The sequence below is a fragment of the Aliivibrio sp. 1S128 genome (genome assembly GCF_001691065.1).
In the GTDB taxonomy this organism is placed as follows: Bacteria; Pseudomonadota; Gammaproteobacteria; order Enterobacterales; family Vibrionaceae; genus Aliivibrio.
In genome coordinates this window covers 1-20,261 of record NZ_MAJV01000036.1, presented here as the reverse complement: position 1 = coordinate 20,261, position 20,261 = coordinate 1, and the positions used below count along the sequence as shown (strand labels likewise).

Sequence of the window (20,261 nt, the reverse complement as noted above, 5' to 3'; positions counted from 1 at the left end):
CTTATTGAATGGCTTTAATATCTTCAGCCATTGATATTAGAGTTGATAAGATCTTCTCCCCATCGACTCGCAAGCCATTATGCTCATACTCACTGGTCATCCATGCTCTAGAGTTAGGAATAGACTTTAACGTTTCACGAGAGAAATCAAACTCAACAAACATATCATTGACATACGTTGCCGCAGCCATGGGAACCGTATTCTTTGCTAATTGCTCAACATTGTATAAATTTGGCCAATCAGACTTTGCCGCCAAAAGCTCTGCAGCTTCTTTTAATGGCTTTAAGGTTTCAAGCTGGTTAAAGAACCATGGATAGACCATTTCGCCGGTAAAACGCAGTGGAGCGCCTTTCTGGTGGTTAAATTGAGGATAACTCTCTCTCACTCGATGTGCTGACCACTTTGAAGCATTATGTTGACAATAAATCGACTCATGTAAAATCGCATACAGTGGATTAGTTAAATGCGCTTGCTGTGAAAGTACATAATTTAAAAAGCCATAACCTAATTCTTGTTGGCCATTTACATCGACAAAAGCTGTTTCTAATTGGAAATAGAGCTCTTCTGCTCCTCCCGCCATACCAAAACAGATACCCATTTGTTGAAATTGCTCAACGGTGAAGATCTGGCCATTGGGCAAAGTAACCGACTGATCGAGTAAGCTGTTTGCAATGCGATCACACATCTCTTGCGCTCGTGGGAAGCGAGCAAAGAATTCACTATTTTTATCTAACGTTCGTTTATATGTCGCATGATAAACATCATCAATATCACGTGTAATAGAAGGGATCCCACCAGTAATATACGAAGCCAGTAAACTATCAGGAAATAATGATAAGTAAGTTAGTGAGCAGAACCCACCAAAACTCTGGCCAATGATGGCCCATTTATCAACGTTAAAATGCTTTCTAATTGATTCAGCATCACGAACGATATTATCAGCTCGAAAGTGGCTTAAATATTCTGCTTGTTTTATTGGGTCTAAGTGTTGGATCGTTTGAGTGGTGATAGGAGAACTTAATCCCGTACCACGCTGATCCAATAAGATCACTCGATATTGTTCTAAGGCACGCTTTAACCAACCAGAATTACTGAGTGGGCGAGCAGCAGGAAAACCAGGCCCACCTTGAAAATAAACTAAATACGGAAGATCAAGATCGCTATTTTCTGTTTTTACTAATTCACGAGCATAAACGGAAACATGATCAGGGGTAGCGGTGTAATCATCATAATTAAGAGGCAAAGAAAAATGATGAGATTGATACTTTACACCATCAAGATAAAACGCGGGTTCTGAATGATTGAGCATGACATTTCCTTATATCAAGCTTACTTAGCTACCCAAAGATAAACTAAGTAAGTTATTATTTTAGTTATCTATTTTTTATTATTTTTCAGCAGCTACTACTGATATTTCAACAAGAAGCGCTTCACGAGCCATGCTCGCTTCAACACATGCACGCGCTGGAGCGTGACCTTCTGGCACCCATGCATCCCAAACCGCATTCATTTCAGCAAAATCTTTCATATCTTTAATGTAGATCGTGGCTGATAACATATGCTCACGAGAGCTGCCTGCTTGATCTAACAGTAGATCAACTTTATCAAGCATGGTTTGCGTCTGTTCTGCTATATCTTTGGTTGCATCTGCACAAACTTGACCACATAGATAAATCGTTCCGTTATGTTTAACGATACGGCTCATACGCTGCTTTGTTTCTTGACGTTCAATCATGCTTACCTACTTCTAAAATATTAAGGTGTAATTTAGAGTGCTAGAGTAATAAAAAATGAAAGGAAATACGAGGACTCTTCGCGTTAAAGCCTTATTTCATAATGGAAGAATGATCATGGAGTCATAGGATACGGGGAGTGCAAGAGGGATTTATAGATAGATAAAAAAACGGCGAGCACTAGGCTCGCCAATACGATTATTAAATTAATAAGCGTAAGATGTGTAACAATATGAGCCAATCTTTCGATTGGTAAAGGACAAAGGTTGTCTATTCATTTGTAATGATAGCTTTCAACCTTATTCTTTTGTCATCAACATGTCAGAGTACAGCCATAAATATGTCAACGATGTCACTAACCCGCCATTTCATCCAAAGCGCGTAAAACGTCTTGATCATAGTTCTGGAGAAAAACCAATTTACTGATCTTTCTTCGTACCGCAAGACCTGCGATCAAATTCTCAATCGACAAGTGTTTACCATGATCTTGACTATTATAAAATTCAATCGTTTTACTTAGTGTTTCGTAAGGTAAGATCTCTCCACCGACTTTTAAATAATCTAATTTTTCTTGCAGTTCTTTACACTCTTCAGAGATAGATGATGAACTGTGCCCTGTCATCGCTGACAACGCCATTATACTTCGTTCTAACGCTTGCTCTGAGGTATATTTGGTTAATGTTATCGTCAATTCATCAGCATTAATTTCAGCTGAATGTTTGCGAAGTTTTACACGACGACCTAAACGACCTGATTTATTGATGGTATTTCGTTTAATCGGTTCAAATTCACCATCAATGATCGTGGAAAGCTGATCAAGTTGCTGCTTAGGCATGATCTCATTACGTAATGGGTTTGGCATTGTTGGTGCCATGTTACGCTTCCCTGCATTCGTGGTTCTAGCTCGAGAATAGCGGATCACTTCTTCTGGATCACAACGAATATCAACTTGATAATCTGGTAATTTATCATTCTTATCAATCATTGAGATCGTTAGATGATAGCCCCAAAGATTTACAATAAATAATTCATCGGTCACTTTATCTTTTGCTAATTTTTTTAATTCTCGAATGAGATCTAAAGAAAATCGTCTCCAATCAACGTTACGAGCGAGTTTTTGATTTATCTCACTCAGGAGTAGGTTATCTGTCATTCGACGTGCTAGGCGGCTTCTGAAGAAGCTATAGAGCTGAAATACCAACGTATGTTGCTTTAAGATCTCTGGTGGAAACAAAAAGAAGTAATCTTTGGTTAACAATTCATCATAAAAGGAAGGCTCCCATACTAAGATATACAAATTAGGCTTAATTTTTATTTCACCGTCTTTGCCTTCCTTTGGTGCTTCATCTGATGCGGTAATCGTTCGAGCTAAAAAACGGAAACGATCACTTTTAAAGCCTTTTGGCATATTTTCACTTAACCAGCGACCTGTAAGTTCATGTAATTGAAAATCAGTAAATTCAATACGATCAATACTTTCACGAATTGAATCTCGAGCTGGTCCAGAGTCTTTTTTTCCACGTAAAGTTAAAATATCAGTGATATAAATGGGTGTTTTGTTTCCCATTGTTTTGGTTTGAATATGGTAATCATCTTGATTGTGATCATGATATTGAACAGTTAACGTAAACAGAGCAAAAAGAGTCATAAGATCATCAACAGTCATGATGTTTTTTGATGATCTTGTTTCTATGATCGCTTTAGTTCCAGAGATCGCAACCATGGCTTTTTGATAATTTTTACGTGTACGTGGTGGTGCTAATGCTTGATCTATAATACCAGCCCAATTTGTTGGAGATACAACGAATTGATCTGCTTCATCTCGCATACTTGGAGGAATGCTTAAACCATGTTCAGTTAAAAATTGGCGGTTTACTTGAGTTTGAGCGAGTGCTTTAGAACGTTTTTGTTTTTCTTGTTCATGACTTTGCTCTGATTTTAAACTTGTAATACCTAACGTTGAAATCAATTGAGATGGATTAATAAATTTATGCAGCATGGTTTTACCTGCTAATCCATGTTCGAATCGAACTGGATATTGCTCGAATAAACCGATACTCACAGCAGTACGTAAACGTTGCTGAATAGCTGCTCTAGTAAGATGTCCATCTGTTGTTTCTATAATCTCAGTTGTTGAAACTAAGCCATCAGTTGATGAAAATCCTTTTAATGAAATTAAATTCATTAATTCTAAAATACTTTTTGTCACACCTTTAAAATGTTGATATTGAGTAATCCAATCAACTAAATTTGTTGGTATTTCAAATAAGTGTCCTCCCTTGTGATCTCTTGGGAAAGGAATGTAGATCTTTTCGTTATCTGCTGTTTTTATATGATTCATTTTCAACTGACATTCATTGTATTTTAATCATTCTTTCGTATAGGTTAATGGAATTGGATCTTTAAATAAAGAAAAAAATTATTATTCTTTTAAACTGATCTTTATGATTAATACTGATCTATATGATTATATTGATCTATGATCTGGTTGGTTTTTTACTTGTAAGTCATTGTATATAAACATCTTATTTTTTTGCGCAATGAAAGCATGATCAAGAGTTCCTAGAAAGCATGATCAATAACAAGCCGGATCTATGATCACTAATATTCAAAAGCATGATCATCATCAATAAGAACCGATGATCAGGTATCTAACTGAAGAATGATCATGGTTTAAACACAAGTTATCCACAGAAAGGATCATTATTATGTGGTTTTTAGTGCTTTTCCATCTGTGAATTATATTTTAGAAGTCACTGCTGTATGCTTATGTGATTATTTCTGCAAATACGTTCGTTTTTGTTTTTATATATCCCTTGAGATCTTATTTTCAGACTTTATGTAGATCTAGAAAGAATGATCAAGTGGTATTCTAAATTTTCGAATCTAGTTGTTTGATGCTAGATCTTCTAGAAAGCCTTTTGGAATATACATTCTCTGTAATTTATGAGATGGACATCATGCTTCCGTGAAGTATATCTACTTGATCATGCTTCCTTTAATACTCATTCAATTTACAGTGTATATCGTCTTAATTTTAGATAATTTTCCCCTTGATCATGCTTCGTTCAATAGCTTTGAGCCCCAACTATGATAGGGTCTAATTACGCGTTATTAATTATTATTTTTTGATTTTTTTATTGAAAATACAATAGCCGTAAAATATAGACCTAATTACACGCTTCCGGTAAAATTTACACTGTAAATCCCAATTAGTGACAGTGTAACACTTTTACTTTTGTGAGTTTTACCTCGTATTATCAAGCTAAATAATGTTCTTTATTTAGCTAAATTACAGCTTTGTTAGTTTTTTTAAATTTTAATGTACATCACAGAATTATATTTGACGTTCAGCAATTAGTTGAAATTAACTATTATTGCTGTACAATTCTTTTCATAGTTACATTACTGGCGGATATTATGAATAGAGAAAAAACCATTGCTAATTTAGCTGCATTGGCAGAGCAGACCCAACAAGTTCAATCTGATCGTATTGAATTGGTTCTTGAAGAAAGAAATGATGAGCATTTTCCTCCAATGTCTAAAGCAATGATGGAAACTCGTTCTGGTTTAACGAGAAGAAAGTTAGATGAAGCAATTACTCGTTTAGAATCTGAAGGTCATCAATTTACAAAAAATAACGCTAACCATTATTCTATTTCATTAACAGAAGCTCATATGTTAATGGAAGCGGCGGGTATGCTTTCTTTTCATGAACAGAAAAAAAATGTAAATAATAAGCCTTGGGTTGTAAATGTTCAGAACCAAAAAGGGGGAACAGGTAAGTCAATGAGTGCTGTTCACCTTGCTGCTTGTCTGGCTCTAAATTTAGAAAAACGTTACCGTATTTGCTTAATCGATTTAGATCCACAAGGGTCTCTTCGTTTATTTTTAAACCCTCAAATCAGTGTTTCAGAGCAAGATACTATCTATTCTGCTGTTGATATCATGCTTGATAACGTGCCAGAAAATGAAGTTATTGATGGTCAGTTTATGGCTAAAAATGTGTTGTTGAACACGCAATATCCGAATTTGAAAACTATTTCAGCTTTCCCTGAAGATGCAATGTTTAACGCAGAAGCATGGCAGGATTTATCAACAAATGGTTCTTTAGATATTGTTAAGCTATTGAAAGAAAAGGTTATAGACCCAATTGCTGATCAATTTGATGTGATCATGATCGATACGGGTCCGCACGTTGATCCATTGGTATGGAATGCCATGTATGCGTCTAACTCATTATTAATTCCATGTGCAGCTAAGCGTTTAGATTGGGCATCAACTGTAAACTTTTTCCAACATTTACCAACCGTGTATGAAATGTTCCCTGAAGATTGGCATGGTTTAGAATTTGTTCGTCTTATGCCAACTATGTTTGAAGATGACAATAAAAAACAAGTGTCAGTACTTACTGAAATGAATTATTTATTGGCTGACCAAGTGATGATGGCTACGATCCCAAGAAGTCGAGCATTTGAAATTTGTGCTGATACCTACAGTACTGTTTTTGATTTAACGGCAGCTGATTTTGAAGGTGGTAAAAAAACATTGGCAGTAGCTCAAGATGCAGTGAAAAAGTGCGCTTTAGAGTTTGAACGTGTTTTACATAGCCACTGGAATTCGTTAAATAAAGGGGAGTACTAACCGATGGCAATTAAAACATCAGACTTAAATGCAAAATTGTTTGGTAAAACGAATAAGCGCAGAGCTACAACCCCTGTTGAAGCTCAAAAAGCAGCAAAATCTCAAGCTCAAGTTATTGAACTAGCGGTTGCTGGTGAAGACATGGTGACGTTTGAATTACGTAAAATTCCGGCAAAAGAGGTAAGTAACGCTACCGTTGTTTTTGCTGAAAATGCACGCGAACAGTCTTTTTTAACTGAACATGCCTTATCTGATATTCTTTCAACACTGCGTGATCGTGGTCAGCAATACCCTGCGGTTGGTCGTATTGTTGAAGGTGGAAAGATTGAAGTTCTCGACGGTAGTCGCCGTCGTATGTCGTGTATTTTAGCTGAGCAAGATTTCTTAATTTATGTAGCTGAAGGCATTAATACGAAACACGCTAAGTTTCTTTCTGATGTCGCTAACGCACATAAGCCGCTTTCTTTATATGAACGTGGTAAAGAAATGCATGCAATGTTGGCTCGTGGTGATGTGGCTGACCAAAAAGAATTAGCAAAAGTATGTCAGTGTAGTGAAGCTTTAGTGAGCGGGGCTCTAAAAGCCGCAACGTTGCCTTTAGAATTACTTCAAGCTTACCCAAGTGTGAGTGAAATAGGCCGTCCTACCGTCGTTAAGCTTCATAAGCTCTATAATACGTTATCTAAAGAGGAACAAACCGTATTGCTTAATCAGTGTGCTGGAGATCAAGGTGCTCTTTGGATGCGTTCTACTGCACTTGGCGTTAGCCGAATGACAAAAGAAGTAACTGAACTTATTGAAGTTTGGATTGAAGATTTATTACCAAAAGCAGAACCAACAAAACCGTTAAGTACGGAACTAGTGAAAGGTCGAGCATCTTATAAACGTAAAGGTTCAGCATTAACAGTCAGCTTAAAGAAAGTAGATGACGCGTTAATGGAAGATATTTTGGCGTATATAAGTCAAAGAGTGTCTTAATACTTTTATTCTTTAATAAAAAAGAGCCTGATTTAATAAACTAAATCAGGCTCTTTTTTTATGTATTCGTAATGCAGTTTAATTAATGAATATTAAACTAATGGTGCAAGATCCGCTGGGCGATAGTTTACAGACTTTAATACTTTGCCTTGTTTAATTACTTTATTTTCTAATTCTACGTTCTTAGCACATTTAGCGATAATGAATCCGCCTTTTTCTGTAGACATTAATTCAATGCCTTGCTCTGCATAGAAGTCGTAAGTTGCTTGATATTCTTCTATTGTTTTACATACTTTACTCATGTTACTTGAATGTACTTCATCCCAGCATGGTAAAAAATCGATATTTAGATTTTTAGCAACGTTTAATAGTAAATCTACTAAGTAAGAGATACTTAAATTATCTTCTAAATTCACAGTGCCTAGATGGACAGCACGTCCCATTAATACATAAACGGTATCGATGATAGCATCAGCCTGCTCTATCTTACTGTCAGCTTCCGCTAACTCTGTTAATTCTTCAATCGCTAAAGAAGTATGCAGTAGGTCATTTTTTTCATCTAGTGATTCAGGAGCTTCAACTGCTAAGTCAAATGTGGTTCTAAATTGAGATATATCTTTATATAACTTTTCGTAGATAGGTTGTGTTAGTTGACTTAAATGCATTTTTTTTCCTAAATGATGAAATCTTAAATGTAATAGCTATTATACCTTTTCCCTATTTGTTGCGTCATACTTTCTTTCTGAATAGACAGTAAATATCTATCTCATGCTACAATTTACCTCTCATCTTTATTATTTTTAATGGACATCTTGCAATGCATTCTGCGCTGTCAGTATTAAACACTATCTCTTCTTATGCTGTTAATGGTTATGTCCGTTATCCTGTACTTGTTGAAGGTTCAATATCGTGGTGTGAAAAATTCATTGAGTCTTATCTTCAAAACCCATTTTCAGAGTTAAAGCGTATTGAGTTGTATGGTGATTTGAATATTGAAGGATTATCAGCATATCCTATTAAATCAGCATTAAAAAAATTAGGGCAAGAAACAGATTGTTTAATTATCGATATATCTAATGAATTTAATGCTAATGCCATCAATGCAATTTGTGGAACGTTAGTGGGAGGAGGGATCGTCTTTTTTATTCAATCATCAAATTCAACACTTCCTTCTCATGTTTATGAGTGGTTATCACTTTTTAAAAAGAAAATGGTGTGTATCAGCGAAGATGAGTATCTATATGCTTTACCTGATAAACCAGAACTTAAATCTGCTAATTCAACGGTTGATTCATTAATTTATCGCTCACAAGATCAAGAGTTAGCAGTACAAGCGATAAAGAAAGTAGTCACTGGTCATACGAAAAGGCCACTGGTAATGACGGCCGATCGTGGAAGAGGTAAATCATCAGCGATCGGAATTGCTATCGCTGAATTAACGAAATCGAGAACATTGACTATTGGTATAACTGCTCCGCAACGAGCTAGTGTAGATGAAATATTTTCACGAGCGGCGTCTACTGCGATACTGAATAAGATTCACGTGAATAGTCATAAAAATAGCTTAACAATGAACGATTCTAATATTATTTATATAGCACCAGATGAACTACTAAAAGGAGATCATTCTTTTGATTTATTGTGTGTCGATGAGGCCGCTGCAATACCAGCTTCAATGTTAATGGCCTTATCTGAAAAATACACACGGATACTTTTTTCTACAACGATTAATGGTTATGAAGGTACAGGGCGTGGTTTTGAAATTAAATTTAAGAAACAACTTCAGTTATTACGACCTAATTACCGTTCTATTGAAATGAAACAACCGATCCGATGGAATATAAATGATCCACTTGAATCGTGGTTATCTTCTGTATTTTTATTAAATCATACCAATGATGTCTCTGATAGCGCATTAGACATAGACATGGCTCCGTCATTATCAATAGATTATCGTCAGTTATCTATTATTGAGTTATTGGGTGATGCGCTTCTTGCTCAATCATTATTCTCCTTATTAGTGTCGGCTCATTATCAAACATCGCCAAATGATTGGTTTTCATTATTATCAGATCCGACTCTTTCTTGTTGGATAGGCATTGATAAAAACTCAAAGCGTTTACTTTGTTGTTCTTTAGTATCAAAAGAGGGCGGGTTAGATTTCAGTTTGATACATGATATTCAATATGGAAAAAGAAGACCTAAAGGGCATTTAGCTCCAGTGTCGTTAACTCAAACATTATGCATTGATGAACCTGCTGCTCAATGCAGTATTCGAATAATGAGAATTGCTGTTGCTGTTGGTTATCAGCATTATGGTATTGGAACTCAATTTATGAAATTTATTGAGAGCCGTTATTTAAAAACATCAGTAGACTACCTTAGTACTAGCTTTGGCTCCGTCACTGAACTAAATAATTTTTGGAATTCATTAGGTTTCACATTTGTACGCTTGGGAATAAGCAAAGATAAAGCAAGTGGAACCCACTCATTGTTAGCAATCAAACCATTGAAAAAGATAAGCGAGAATTGGTTACCTGTAGCCACTGATTATTTCAGCGCATCTTTTCCTGAGCAATTAATGTCAACCTTCTCTGATTTGAACGTGAATGAAGTATTAAGTTTATTAGGTGGCATTTCTAATATTGAGCCTATTAACGCACTGATGCTGAAACGTCTTACTATTTTTATTCACGGTGGTTTAGGTTTTGAGTTAATTCAATACGAGCTACGAAAGTTTGTATTAGCTAACATTGTTGCGGTTAAATTGTTATCTCTTGAGCAGAAGAGTGTAATTGTTACAAAGGTTATTCAAGTGCGAAGTTGGCAGGAAGTCATATCTAAATGTAATTTAGTAGGTCGTAAAAATGCGGAAAAGAAACTTCGAGAATCAATCAAAGTGTTGATGCACAATTTACAGTGTAAATCGTAATGTATCGTATCTAAAATACCCCTCTCAATTTACAGTGTAAATCGATCTCCCCTAAGTCAATTTACACTGTAAATCCAATCGTAACCCCTTTTCTCATATTGTTATCAAGGTCCTAAAAAAAAACAATTAATCTAGTGAGTTATTCAAAAATGCTATATATTAATGTAATAGGAATGTTATTCATTTGGACTGTTGTTTAGGGATATTGAAATGAATGAAAATGGGTTTAATAATCTAAAAAAAGAAGAGTTGGATTTTGTTGATGACCGAACCGCAGCCTTACTTCTTAATACACCAACTAACGCTAAAATCCTTTTATGGATTATAGTTCTTTTCTTTTGTATCGCTATTGCTTGGGCATCTTGGGCTGAAATAGATAAAGTAACCGTTGGACAAGGAAAGGTTATTCCTTCCTCTCAATTACAGGTTGTTCAAAACCTTGAGGGAGGATTAGTAAAAGAGATGCTAGTTAAAGAAGGTGACCAAGTAATTAAAGGGCAACAATTATTATTGATTGATGATACTCGTTTCCGTTCAGATTTTAGAGAACGAAAAAAACAGTTGGTTAATCTAACTGCCAGTGGAATGCAACTCTCCGCATCAATGGACAGTATTTTAATTCAAGATATTAATAATAAGAAACGTTGGAAAGAGTCGGTAATCTTATCTACAGATAAATTAAAATTTGAAGAAGACTTTATTAAAGAAAATCCAGTTGTTGTTAGAAGACAAATGGCAGAATACAAAGCGGATATGAATAATCTAAAAAACCGAATTAATGTATTTGACCAACAGGTAAAACAAAAGCAACAAGATCTAATTGAAATAAAATCTCGGGTGAGAAGTTTAAAATCAAGTTATAGATTAGCCAAAAAAGAATTTGATATAACAAAGCCCTTAGCTGATGAAGGCGTTGTTCCTAGAATTGAATTACTTAAATTACAACGTCAAGTTAATGATACGAAGCGGGAGTTAACCTCCACAGAATTGAAAATTCCAGTACTTACTTCCACCATTCAAGAAGCTATATTAAATCGTATCGATGCAGCACTTAAATTCCGATCTGAACAACAAGAAAAATTGAACAGCATACAAGATAAATTATCAGCATTAACAGAGTCACAAGTTGGCTTGAAAGATAAAGTAAATCGAACCATTGTTCTTTCACCAGTAACCGGAACAATCAAGAAAATTTATATTAATACCGTCGGTGGTGTTATTCAGCCTGGTATGGATTTAATAGAGATTGTTCCAACAGAAGATACGTTATTGATTGAAGCTAAAATTGCGCCACAAGACATTGCTTTTTTAAGACCGGGCCTTCCTGCAATTATTAAATTTAGTGCTTATGATTTTACACGTTATGGTGGTTTGCAAGGGACTTTAGAGCATATCAGTGCTGATACTATTCAGGATGAAGAAGGGAATAGCTTTTATTTAGTTAGAGTTAGAACTTCACAAGATGATTTAATCGAGAAAACACAATTTTATATTATTCCAGGTATGACAACATCAGTAGATATAATTACAGGGAAAAGAAGTATTTTAGATTATTTACTGAAACCTATTATGCAAGTTAAAGGCTCTGCGCTTAAGGAGTGAGTATAAATAAGGAGAATCAGTAATGAGAACTAAGTGGTTATTCATTATTCCCTTGATAATACTCTCTTTAACAACGGCAGCTTTGACTCAGCAAGACAGTTTTTTGATTAAAGCGGTAAAAGAAGAGTACGGGGAAAGAGCGGCAAGAAGAGTTAATACTTGGCGTGAGTTAATTGTTGAATTAAACAATAAAACAGAAAGAGAAAAACTAGATAACATTAACCAATTTTTTAACCAGTTGTACTTTGTTGATGATATTAAACTTTGGGGTAAAAAAGATTATTGGGCTACACCATTAGAATTCTTAGGAAGTAATGCTGGTGATTGTGAGGATTTTACAATTGCAAAGTATTTTTCTTTATTAGAGCTTGGTGTGCCAGATAAAAAATTAAGATTAATTTATCTAAAAGCATTGGAGCTGAATCAGTTCCACATGGTATTAGCATATTATCCAACCCCATCTTCAGTTCCACTGATTTTGGACAATATAGATAAAGAAATAAAACCCGCTACAGAGCGAACCGATTTATTGCCTATTTATAGTTTTAATGGTCAACATCTATGGTTAATGAAAGGTAACGGAAACGGACAACAGGCAGGTCAATCTTCCAGGTTAAGCTTATGGAATGATTTACGAGCAAGAAATAAAGACCTGAGATTGAATCACCCAATTATAAATTATGATGAGTAGTGAAATGACATTATATAAACAGCTAGTATCATGGATGACAGCCGTCTTTTTAATATTAATGATCTCTGTCTTCTCCATTGAGTTCTTGAACACTCAAAAATTTTTAGAGAACCAACAACACTCAGAAGTAAACAATAGTATAAATACGGTTGGTTTAGCTCTCGCCCCATATCTTGAAAATGAAGATAAAGTGGCAGCAGAATCTGTCATTAACGCGTTATTTGATGGCAGTTATTATTCAGCCGTACGATTAACGTTGTTTAGTACTAATGATGAAATTGTTCGTGTTTATCCATTGAAAATAGAAGCAGTACCAAAGTGGTTTTCTGATCTGAATCTATTTAGGACTATTTCAGAGAGTCGAATTATTACTAGTGGTTGGTTACAACTAGCGGAAGTCGAGATTGTTACCCATCCTGGATATGCTTATCTGCAGTTATGGAATGCATTAACGCAACTATTGACCACTTTTTTCATTGTTATAGTACTGGGCATTATAATTATCGCTTTTGTTGTTCGACGTGCATTATCTCCGTTACAGTTAATTATTGTGAAAATGAAGGAAGTGTCAGAGAATAATTTTAGTCGTGAATTAGCAAAGCCTAAGACAAAAGATTTAGAAGCTGTGATCATCGGGATAAACTCTATGTCATCACAAATAGCACAAAGTTTTAAGTCACAAGCTAAAGAAGCTGAGAAGTTAAGAGATAAGGTTTACCTTGACCCTATTTCTGGGCTTGGCAACCGTGCTTTTTTTATGGCTCAATTAAATACATGGTTATCTGAATCAGGTAAAGGTGGGGTTGCTCTATTTAAAGTTAATTTTATAAATAAAGTATATGAAGAAGAAGGGTATGACGCTGGTGATGCAAAAGTTAAAGAGCTTGCTGATTTACTGAAAATTACATTGCCATCAACAAATGTAATTTTAACTCGATTAAATTCGTATGAATTTGGTTTTATCTTTCCAAATTTTGAAGAAAATGAACTTAAATTAGCGGCTGAAAATATTATAGCCTATACCCAAGATATCAAGGGGGATCCTACAGCAACGGCGCCTATTGATGTGAATCTTGGTGTTGTATTTAATGAATCAAGAAAAACAACGACAGAGATATTATCTTTAGCAGATAATGCATTAACACAAGCTCATGCAAGCCCAGAATTATTGTTTGGTTATATTGCAGATGAAAGTGAACATGAACTGATGGGTAAGCAGGAGTGGAAGCAGTTTGTTGATGAGGCAATAAATGAACACTTATTTGACTTTACATTACAACTAGCCACAACAAACTCGGGGGCTGTTTTTCATCAAGAAGTCTTTTCTGCGATAGAGAAAGATAATCAACGTTATTCTGCAAATCAATATTTATTTGCTCTTGAGCAATTGAATGAAACCTCATCGTTTGATCGATTTGTTATTAATACCATGATTGAACGTATTCTTTCAAAAGAGATACTTCAACCAGTGGCGATTAACTTAGCGAACGGAAGCATAGAAGATCCAAGTTTTGTACGCTGGCTAACTAAAGTATTAAAGAAAAATAAATCGATAACGTCATTCCTGCATTTTGAGATCCAAGAAACGTCATTTATTGAAAATGAAGATCATGCTGCCTTATTATGTAATGTAATCCGTGCATTTGGTGCTGAATTTGGTGTAGATAATTTTGGTCGAAATTTTGAATCATTAGAATATATAGAAACCTTTAGGCCTAAATATGTAAAATTAGACTATCTGTTTACTCATCAATTAGATGATGAAAAACAACGCTACATTTTAGCGTCTATTTCAAGAACGGCGAAAAACTTAGGGATTATTACCATCGCATCACGAGTAGAAAATAAAGAACAACTTGAATTATTATCAGAACATAATATTGATGTGTTCCAAGGTTTTTTTATAAATGAAAAAATAAAAGGTGAATAAAATGAAAGATTCATTATTACATTCACTATGTTATGTAGGGCGTTATTACGGACAAGTGAATTCGCCTGAGGCACTTATTAATGGGCTGCCTTTACAGGATGGTAAGTTAACGCCTTTTCTCTTTTCTCGAGCCGCAGAGAGAGGTGGATTAGTAGCCAAAGAAAACCAAGGGGAGTTATTAACAATACCTCAATTAGTATTACCTGCCGTTCTTTTACTAAAAGGCGGGGAGTCGTGCGTATTAATTGGATTTGACGCTGATAATGAACACGCAGAAATTATTACTGCTAGTTCAGGGATGATGCCAATATCGATCTCTATAGATGAACTATCTTCACAATATACAGGACGATATTTTTTATTAAAAAAACAATTTAGATATGATGACCGCTCTCCTGAGATATTGAAGAAACGTGAAGGTCATTGGTTTTGGAGTACTTTATTTGAATCAAAACATATTTATCGAGATGTTTTGATTGCTTCTATTTTAATTAATATTTTTGCCATTGCTACACCTATGTTTACTCGATTAGTGTACGATAAAGTAGTACCAAATTTAGCCTTTGAATCTTTATGGGTATTAGCCTCTGGTATTTTTGTTGTCTTTATTTTCGACTTTATTTTGAAATATATTCGAGGGTATTTTATTGATGTTGCAGGTAAAAAGTCAGATGTATTAATTTCATCTAAGTTATTTCAGAAAGTCTTAGGGATTAGAATGGAAGCCAAACCCCCTTCGGTTGGTGCTTTTGCTCGACATCTTCAAGAATTTGAATCAATTAGAGAGTTTTTTACTTCAGCAACGATTGCTGCACTAATTGATTTGCCATTTGCTTTGCTTTTCTTATTTGTAATTTATCTTATTGGAGGGCCAATTGTTCTTGTTCCTATCGTAGGGATCATCTTGTTATTGATACATGCCGCTATTATTCAAGGGCCTTTAAAGAAAACGATAGAAGAAGGTTCTCGTCTGGCTTCACAGAAATATGCGAATTTGATTGAAAGCTTAGTTGGGTTAGAAACATTAAAGATCTTTAATGCCCAGAGCCAATTTCAATATAAATGGGAAGAAGCCGTTACCCATATTTCGAATTGGAGTATTAAAAGTCGGCGCATTACTGACTCAATTCAGAATATGGCTGGGTTTGTACAACAGGCCGTTAATATTGGAATGATCATTGTTGGTGTTTATTTAATAGCAAATGGTGATTTAACGATGGGAGCCTTAATTGCATCTACTATGTTAAGCGGTAAAGCCATTGGCCCATTAGTTCAAATATCGCTATTGTCGACACGTTACAATCAGGCCAAATCGTCAATGACGATCATTGAAAAATTAATGGAGATGCCTGATGAACAAGAAGAAGGTAAACGTTATATTCACAGGCCTATTCTTCAAGGAAAAATTGAATTAGATAAAGTTAATTTTAATTATCCTGAATCCCAAGTTTCCGCAGTTCGAGATATTAGTCTTACGATTAATCCTGGAGAAAAAGTAGCAATTATTGGTCGAATTGGTTCGGGTAAAACGACATTAGAACGCCTAATTATGGGGCTTTATCAAGCGACAGAGGGCTCTGTTAGAATAGATGATACTGACATATCCCAGCTTCATCATGTTGACGTACGACGTAATATAGGCTGTGTCCCACAAGATATTACGCTGTTTTATGGTTCAATTAGAGAGAACATTATCTTAGGTCGAGAACTCTCCGATGATGCTGAAATGATGGACGCAGCTAATCGCGCTGGCGTAACTGCATTTACACAGCAGGATCCTGCTGGCCTTGAGCGTCAAGTCGGTGAAGGGGGCTTATTACTTTCAGGAGGCCAACGTCAATCTGTTGCTATTGCTCGAGCTCTGATTGGTCGCCCTCCTGTTTTATTGTTAGATGAACCTACCAGTAGTATGGATAATCGCTCAGAGATGTTGTTTAAGAATCAGTTATCTCATTTAAAACCATCAGAGACATTAATCCTTATTACGCATAAGACATCTATGCTTGATGTTGTTGACCGTATTATTGTAATGGAAAAAGGGCATATCATAGCAGATGGTCCTAAGCGTCAAGTATTAGATGAGTTGAAGACGGGAAAGGTAAGGGCAGTTAGTTAACTTTACTTAGATAAAAAAATAGGCCGTTAATTAACGGCCTATTTTTATATTTTCAGATAGTCATTATTTCTTTTTACGTGTAAAAATATTCCACTCGTTTACAACGTCACCTCTGAAACCTACTACTGTCGCAACAACTCGACGGTTTAAAGCGTGACTCACTGCAGAATCTCCCTTTGCAGTTAATAATGTATCCCCAAATCCTACCGTTTCAATTCTATTTGGTTCAACACCATATTCGATTAAAGCCACACGAACGGAAGATGCTCGTAATTCCGATAAGCGAATATTATATTCAGCGTTACCTTGTTGACTTGCAAAACCTTGTAATTGAATTGATGCTTCTTTATATTCAATAAGAAATTCAGCCATCGTTCTGATTTCTGATTTAAAAATAGGAGAGATTTCAGAAGAGTCATTAGCAAAAAGAATTTTTAATTCCTTTTTATCTGAATGTTCTACATATTCAGCGCAACCATCATTATCTATTTCTGCACCACGTGGTGTTCCTGGGCAAATATCTCTAGCATTAATAACACCATCGTAATCAGCATCCTTTAAGTTTGCAATTTGATCTGATTTAGGTGTCTCAATGTAGTCTCTATCACCAGAAACACAAGCAGTTAAAAAAAGAGTGATCATAAGAACGGGGTAAATAGACTTTTTCATACTTATTTCTCCTCTTCTTTAGATTTTTTTGAATCCCATTCTTTTGGGGTATCAATGAGTAGTGATGGAATTAATGTACCAGTAGCATGTAGTACTCGGTATTTTGCAAATTGTTCAGAATAATGAGCGTCTAGATAAGATTTACGGGCTTCAAATAATTCATTTTCAGTGTTTAATAAATCAAGTAAAGTACGTTTCCCTATACGATATTGTTTTTCATACGCAATAACAGTGTCTGAAGCTGCATCTACGTGATCAGCTAAAAACTCTTTTTGTTGTAATGTTAAATCTAGCGCACTCCAAGAAAGGCGAAATCCTTCTTCAACGTTACGATAAGCGCTATCGCGTAAATCTTTGGCCATATTTAATTGATACGCACTTTTGTCTGATAGTGCACTATCACTACCACCGTTATATAGATTGTAACGCATACGTACCATTGCAGAAAATTCATCACTGTTTCCTTCTATACCACCAGCATCATCTCGCCATGTTTGTGCTGCTTCAAAAGAAAAAGTGGGGTAGTTTGTGCTTTTGGATTGTGCATATTGGTATTTCGCTGCTTGTATGTCTGATTGAGCAGTTAAAATCACAGGGTGGTGTTCATAAGCCCTTTCGATACCTTCTTGTAAACTTAAAGGAAGAGTATTGGCATCAGCGCGAGGATAAATGAGAGCTTGAGGAGGAGAACCTACAATTTGTGTAAACACTGTATGTGTATCAAATAAGTTGTTTTGAGCCGCAAGTAAATTACCATGAGCTCTAGCGATACGTGCTTCTATTTGAGATACGTCAGCAGTTGAACCGACACCTGAGTCAGCCCTTCTTTTTATGTCTTTATAAATTTTCTTGTGTATCGCAAGATTACTTTCTGAAAGTGCAAGAACTTCAGTTGCTTTGACTGCATCTAAGTAAACTTGTGACACATCTAGTGCTTTATTTTCTGATAAAGATATTAATTGTAATCGAGCGGATTCGGCTTCTGCATCCGTTCTATCCATATCATTAATTGTATTTGAACCATCCCAAATTAACTGGGTTAAAGATAGAGTTGCATCTTTACGTGTTAAATCCGTATCGTTACCACTGACAGGATTGATTTGTTCATAGCCAATACCTGCATCTAAATCTATTGATGGTAGATAATTCCCTGAAATGCTATCGCTATCAGCAACAAAACTCAAGTATGAGTTATATGCTTTTTTTACTTCTGGGTTTGTTGTTAGTGTTTGTGATATTGCTTGCTCTAATGTTTGAGCTTGAGTTGATACGCTCAAAACTAGCAAGCTGCTGTAAGTTGCAAGTTTCATCCATTTCAAAGTGTTTCTCCTAAATCATCGTACCTTCAGCGATAAAATGAGCATGGTATTAATATTATCTAGTTAGTAATGAGTGAAATGTCATTATTATGTGTTTTTTTTGTACGGCATTTATAGAATAAATGCTACGTGATATTAATTTAAAAAGCAAAGTTTAACTTATTGAAACATTGAGCAGTTAGCAGTTTATTTAATGATAAATCATTAATTTGGCCAAGTTTTTAAACTTCTGTATCAATAATAGGATAAAAGGTCTTAGATATAAGATTTTTGTGGCTTTTTATTCGGTTTATTTGATTTATTCCTAATTATTCAAATTGTTACACTGAACATCATAGAGGTAATCGTTACTTTTTGTGATTCAGTATAAACTTTTTATATAAGTTATAAGTTATAAGTTATAAGTATAGACACTTTTCTTTCGTTATTTTTGTCTTTTGTTATGTGGCTGATTTGTTGCGTATATGATAAATTAATAACTATAATGTCTAATGTGGCTTCAATAAATAATATTTGTTTATAAATGGATTTGGGAATCAATGTCATGGCTTTAATTGCATCAGAAAAAATAATTATTATCGATAGAAACGGTAACCTAAAATTGATTAATGAAGGTGAAAAGGTATTACCTGGTGAAATAATTGTAGAAAATGAATCTGGTGCCATTTCCGTAGAGCTTTCTGATCTGCCTGAAAAAAACAATATTAATGAAATTCTTGAAGCTATATCTAATGGTGAAGACCCTAGTTTGATTTCAGAAGCTCCAGCTGCAGGGGAAGAATCTGGTTCAAGTTTAACTGCTTCTACTGAGATTGAGCGTATCGGTAAAAGTACGATTGCAGAAACTGATTTTGATACCTCTTCATTAGAGGCTATTGGTTTATCAAGAACACAAAGTTTAACTCTGCTAGAACAATATAAAACTTTTAAAGACACTGGTGGTTTTGAGTTTCCTGAATTTAATAGCGTAAGAAAAATAGCTCCAAGTATTTCTATTAGAGAAGTTGATGAAAATGGAGTAATTAATGAAACAAATGCTGCTGATGGTATTCAAGTAGAAATTATGCTTCCTGCCGGTACTAGTGTGGGTGACTTTCTTGAATTACGCGATGATAAAAATACTGTCGTTGGCAAACATTTAATTACAGAAAATGATATCACGGACGGAAAAGTTGAAATAACGATACCGAGACCAATTGATGGCAAGTATGAGCTTAGTGCTGACATTGAAGATCAAAATGGGGATTTGGGTCCACAATCTAATAAATCAAGCTTTGAAGTCGATACGTTAGCGGGCGAGAACAACGCGGCGCCTGTGGTTGAAATCATCGGAGATAGTAACGATGATGGTGTGATCAATAACGCAGAGTTAAGTGGTGACATTGATGTGAAAGTGACGTTACCAGCGGGCGCGGTGGCGGGTGACACGATCACCGTAAGCAACGGAACCACCAGCACGTTAATCGTGTTGGAGGCAGAAGATATCAGTGCAGGCAATGTGACGACGACGTTCCCAAGCCCAGGCGAAGGCAATGAAATCGAGGTGACGGCGACGTTAAGCGATCAGTATGGCAACACGTCAGTAGAAGGCAGCGACAGCGCAACGGTCGATACATCAGCGGATGCGGGCACCGTAACGGTGGCCGA

At 35.5% G+C, this 20,261-nt stretch carries 14 protein-coding genes; 8 read left to right on the top strand and 6 right to left on the bottom strand.

Going from position 1 to position 20,261, the window contains the following annotated elements; translation table 11 throughout:
- Window position 1: 1 nt before the first annotated feature.
- The 3 genes from A6E03_RS06780 to A6E03_RS06770 all read right to left on the bottom strand — a co-directional run bounded on the left by A6E03_RS06780 (window position 2) and on the right by A6E03_RS06770 (window position 4,074).
- Window positions 2-1,309 carry an alpha/beta fold hydrolase gene (locus A6E03_RS06780; protein ID WP_065600481.1) on the bottom strand — a complete coding sequence of 436 codons (1,308 nt, stop codon included), beginning with the start codon at window positions 1,307-1,309 and terminating at the stop codon, window positions 2-4.
- A 78-nt stretch (window positions 1,310-1,387) separates the two neighbouring features.
- Entirely contained in the window at window positions 1,388-1,735 is a 348-nt protein-coding gene (locus A6E03_RS06775) for a RidA family protein (RefSeq protein WP_065592287.1), read from the bottom strand.
- A gap of 353 nt (window positions 1,736-2,088) precedes the next feature.
- Window positions 2,089-4,074 carry a replication initiator protein RctB domain-containing protein gene (locus A6E03_RS06770; protein ID WP_065592286.1) on the bottom strand — a complete coding sequence of 662 codons (1,986 nt, stop codon included), beginning with the start codon at window positions 4,072-4,074 and terminating at the stop codon, window positions 2,089-2,091.
- 1,079 nt (window positions 4,075-5,153) lie between these two features.
- Between A6E03_RS06770 and A6E03_RS06765 the strand changes: the two genes are divergently transcribed.
- Both A6E03_RS06765 and A6E03_RS06760 read left to right on the top strand, forming a co-directional pair.
- Window positions 5,154-6,377, top strand: a complete 1,224-nt coding sequence (locus A6E03_RS06765; RefSeq protein WP_065592285.1) for a ParA family protein — start codon at window positions 5,154-5,156, stop codon at window positions 6,375-6,377.
- Window positions 6,378-6,380: 3 nt separating this feature from the next.
- Window positions 6,381-7,355 (top strand): ParB/RepB/Spo0J family partition protein, encoded by a 975-nt coding sequence (locus A6E03_RS06760; RefSeq protein ID WP_065592284.1) that lies wholly within the window; start codon window positions 6,381-6,383, stop codon window positions 7,353-7,355.
- 92 nt (window positions 7,356-7,447) lie between these two features.
- Here the strand turns inward: A6E03_RS06760 and A6E03_RS06755 are convergent, their stop codons facing one another.
- A complete protein-coding gene (locus A6E03_RS06755; protein WP_065592283.1) occupies window positions 7,448-8,020 on the bottom strand; it encodes a nucleoside triphosphate pyrophosphohydrolase family protein in 573 nt (190 codons plus the stop codon).
- 152 nt (window positions 8,021-8,172) lie between these two features.
- Here A6E03_RS06755 and A6E03_RS06750 point away from each other — a divergent pair, with 152 nt between their 5' ends.
- The 5 genes from A6E03_RS06750 (at window position 8,173) to A6E03_RS06730 (ending at window position 16,626) form a co-directional block, all read left to right on the top strand.
- Complete coding sequence (locus A6E03_RS06750) at window positions 8,173-10,287, top strand: GNAT family N-acetyltransferase (RefSeq protein ID WP_065600480.1); 2,115 nt, start codon at window positions 8,173-8,175, stop codon at window positions 10,285-10,287.
- A 210-nt stretch (window positions 10,288-10,497) separates the two neighbouring features.
- Window positions 10,498-11,889: an HlyD family type I secretion periplasmic adaptor subunit gene (locus tag A6E03_RS06745; protein WP_065600479.1), complete on the top strand. Its 1,392-nt coding sequence runs from the start codon at window positions 10,498-10,500 to the stop codon at window positions 11,887-11,889.
- 22 nt (window positions 11,890-11,911) lie between these two features.
- Entirely contained in the window at window positions 11,912-12,580 is a 669-nt protein-coding gene (locus A6E03_RS06740) for a transglutaminase-like cysteine peptidase (RefSeq protein ID WP_065600478.1), read from the top strand.
- A gap of 4 nt (window positions 12,581-12,584) precedes the next feature.
- The gene (locus A6E03_RS06735; RefSeq protein ID WP_065600477.1) at window positions 12,585-14,510 is read left to right on the top strand and encodes an EAL domain-containing protein; all 1,926 of its coding nucleotides are present in this window, start codon (window positions 12,585-12,587) and stop codon (window positions 14,508-14,510) included.
- Window position 14,511: 1 nt separating this feature from the next.
- A complete protein-coding gene (locus A6E03_RS06730) occupies window positions 14,512-16,626 on the top strand; it encodes a type I secretion system permease/ATPase (RefSeq protein WP_065592278.1) in 2,115 nt (704 codons plus the stop codon).
- Window positions 16,627-16,689: 63 nt separating this feature from the next.
- Here the strand turns inward: A6E03_RS06730 and A6E03_RS06725 are convergent, their stop codons facing one another.
- Window positions 16,690-17,295 (bottom strand): OmpA family protein, encoded by a 606-nt coding sequence (locus tag A6E03_RS06725; RefSeq protein WP_065592277.1) that lies wholly within the window; start codon window positions 17,293-17,295, stop codon window positions 16,690-16,692.
- Between the two features lie 2 nt (window positions 17,296-17,297).
- On the bottom strand, window positions 17,298-18,614 hold the full coding sequence (locus A6E03_RS06720) for a TolC family outer membrane protein (protein ID WP_065592276.1): 1,317 nt from the start codon (window positions 18,612-18,614) through the stop codon (window positions 17,298-17,300).
- 544 nt (window positions 18,615-19,158) lie between these two features.
- On the opposite strand from A6E03_RS06720, the gene A6E03_RS06715 reads away from it, so the two are divergent.
- On the top strand, window positions 19,159-20,261 hold a 1,103-nt coding region (locus A6E03_RS06715; protein WP_141677235.1), incomplete at its 3' end, for a hypothetical protein.